We start from the raw sequence: 219 nt of genomic DNA, 5'->3' as shown, positions 1-219 counted from the left end.
CCCGGCCTGGCGCTGGTCGGAGCCGGAATATTGGCCGAGAGCGTTCTTTAGGTTCTGGGCGATGCCGATATAGTCCACCACAAGGCCAGCAGGCTTATCGCGGAACACGCGGTTCACCCGGGCAATAGCCTGCATCAACCCGTGGCCCTTCATGGGCTTGTCGATATACATCGTGTGCACTGACGGCGCGTCGAAGCCAGTCAGCCACATGTCGCGGAC

General features: G+C 61.2%; 1 protein-coding gene. It reads right to left on the bottom strand.

The features are described 5' to 3' along the window. Window positions 1-219 (bottom strand): type I restriction enzyme subunit R domain-containing protein (locus L0M99_RS09785; protein ID WP_425304321.1); only part of this gene is annotated, 219 nt, incomplete at both ends.

The organism is Varibaculum cambriense (assembly GCF_022133705.1).
Lineage (GTDB): Bacteria > Actinomycetota > Actinomycetes > Actinomycetales > Actinomycetaceae > Varibaculum > Varibaculum cambriense_A.
Note: the sequence above shows the minus strand (reverse complement) of the source record. Positions and strands in the feature narration are given on the sequence as shown.